Origin of the sequence: Enterococcus sp. 3H8_DIV0648 (genome assembly GCF_002140655.1) — a bacterium.
Taxonomy (GTDB): Bacteria; Bacillota; Bacilli; order Lactobacillales; family Enterococcaceae; genus Enterococcus_A; species Enterococcus_A hulanensis.
The window spans coordinates 3328233-3330426 of record NZ_NGLG01000001.1 but is presented as its reverse complement, the minus strand read 5'-3'; the positions used below and the strand labels follow the sequence as shown (position 1 = coordinate 3330426).

Below are 2194 nucleotides of genomic sequence, written 5' to 3'. Positions count from 1 at the left end.
GTGCAATCCTTCCACACTACTGAATTGATCGTACTTTCAACATTATCAATTATTGCTCATTTTCAGTTCATTATCATAAGCAATCTTATCTTGAACTCTAAAAAATGGATAGTATATAACTGTCGAAAGCGCTAAAATAATAATTTGAATTACAGCTCCCTGCCAACCTCCTACCATTAGTCCCGAAATTATTGCTGGCGTGCTCCAAGGAAGGGTCACACCTGCGAAAGGCGTCATAAATCCTATTGCAATTGACCCATAGACAAGTATTGCTGAAAGAACAGGGACCAGCATGAACGGGATAAACATTACTGGGTTCATAACAACTGGAAAACCAAAAACTATTGGTTCATTTACGTTAAACAAAGCAGGTAGAACTGCTACTTTTCCTAACGCCTTATATTGTTGAGACTTAGCTGCAAATAACATTGCTACAACTAATCCAAAAGTAATGCCTGAACCCGATATTAGTAGAAAACTATCTAAAAATTGTTGCGTAACAATATGAGCCCCATCATCCAATGTCAATTTTCCAGCCTCTAATAGAGTCTTATTTGCATCAAGATTTGAAAGTAACAATGCTGTGACAATACCATTTACTACCGATTGTCCATGAACCCCAAACCACCACAATAATGAAATGAAAAATGCGATCCCTATCGCTCCCGGTAGTGATCCTGTCAATCCTTGAAGCGGAACTTGAATGACATCATAAATCATTTCAATGAATGTTCCTCCGTTCGTGACCGCTTTAGAAACAATATAAACAATCATTGATAATAAGAAAATAGCGAATGCTGGTGTCATTGCTTCAAACTGTTTCGAAATTGCTTGAGGAACTTGCTCTGGCATTTTTATTACAATATTCTTTTTGATAAAAGTTGTATATATCGCACCTACTGTCAATCCTATCAGTATTGCACCAATAATTCCCTGTCCACCAAACCAGACTTTAGCTAAAGCATCACCTATAGGTTCTCCGTTTTCAGGAATATAGGAGGATCTAAGTGTAATAAAGAAAGCTGATAATGATAACACTCCAGCTGGTAATGGTTCTACACCACTATTTTTCGCATAACAATAACCAATGGAAAAACAAGAGACTAAACCCATAATCGCAAATGTTCCAGCGTGTACTTGCATAAACGGTTCTGTCCATTCACCACCAAATACACTTGCAATTGCATTATTAATTCCTTCAAAAGGAATTTGCCCAATAATCAGAAATATTGAGCCAACGACGGTTAAAGGTAAAATGGCTAACATCCCATCTTTTAAAGCAATAATTCCTTTCATATTTACAAATTTCATGATCGGAGTAATAATTTTTTGTGTATTAAAGTTTTTCATCAACTACACTCCTTCGGAAACATCTGTTTTGTTCTCTAATAAGCCTAATGCAAAATTTAATACCTTTTCACCATCTAACATTCCATAATCTTGCATTGGAATAACCGATAAGGGAACATCACAATCTTCACAAATTGTATTCGATTGTTCAAATGTATAACTCACCTGTGGTCCCAGCAAAGCAACATCGATTCCACCAACACAGTCGCATAACTTAGACTGTGGATACGCTTCAATTTCCACCTCAATTTGTTGCTTCTCAGCTGCTAATTTCATGTTATTTACTAACATTCCCGTAGAAAAACCTGCTGCACAAAACAATCCAATTTTAATCATAGTTTCCACTCCTTAGTTAATTTCATTTATTGATTCTTCTCTCAACTCAATAATTTCTTTAATTAGCGCTATTTCTGTGATTGTTGTCATGAGATGATCTTGTGCATGAACAAAGAGCGCTGTAATCTCTGTTTTATTTCCTTTTGCCTCTTCTGCTAGAAAACTTGTCTGCATGTTATGAGCTTCAGTCAAGGCTTCTTCGGCAAGCAAAATTTCCTTGGCACTTTCTTCAAAATCTCTTTTTTTCGACCTTTTCAAAGCCTCATACATATGTTGCTTTGCATTTCCAGAATGCAAAATCAACCCCATAATAATTTGATCTGGTACTATTGCTTCCAAAATACTTCCTCCTTCAAAATAAAATTTCGAACCCAGAGAAATTTTCATTCATTCGAAACAAAGTTAGCATTCTTTCGAAATCAAATCTCAGTTCTTAAGAAGAAGATTAACACGTGAAAGCGCTCACGTAAATAATCAAACAAATATTCGATCATATATTGCACATATG

The 2194-nt window shown here is 35.7% G+C and carries 3 protein-coding genes; all 3 read right to left on the bottom strand.

The window, feature by feature from the left end; all coding sequences use genetic code 11:
* Window positions 1–45: 45 nt before the first annotated feature.
* The 3 genes from A5875_RS15300 to A5875_RS15290 are packed head-to-tail and all read right to left on the bottom strand — an operon-like array spanning window position 46 to window position 2025.
* Window positions 46–1350, bottom strand: coding sequence for a PTS sugar transporter subunit IIC (locus A5875_RS15300; protein ID WP_088934382.1), 1305 nt, complete (start codon window positions 1348–1350; stop codon window positions 46–48).
* A gap of 3 nt (window positions 1351–1353) precedes the next feature.
* Complete coding sequence (locus tag A5875_RS15295) at window positions 1354–1686, bottom strand: PTS sugar transporter subunit IIB (protein ID WP_088934381.1); 333 nt, start codon at window positions 1684–1686, stop codon at window positions 1354–1356.
* A 12-nt stretch (window positions 1687–1698) separates the two neighbouring features.
* On the bottom strand, window positions 1699–2025 hold the full coding sequence (locus A5875_RS15290) for a PTS lactose/cellobiose transporter subunit IIA (protein WP_088934380.1): 327 nt from the start codon (window positions 2023–2025) through the stop codon (window positions 1699–1701).
* Window positions 2026–2194 lie beyond the last annotated feature (169 nt).

Coding starts and splice junctions, on each gene's coding strand:
- A5875_RS15300 (WP_088934382.1), bottom strand. CDS start 1,350: ATGAAAAACTTTAATACACAAAAAATTATTACTCCGATCATGAAATTT.
- A5875_RS15295 (WP_088934381.1), bottom strand. CDS start 1,686: ATGATTAAAATTGGATTGTTTTGTGCAGCAGGTTTTTCTACGGGAATG.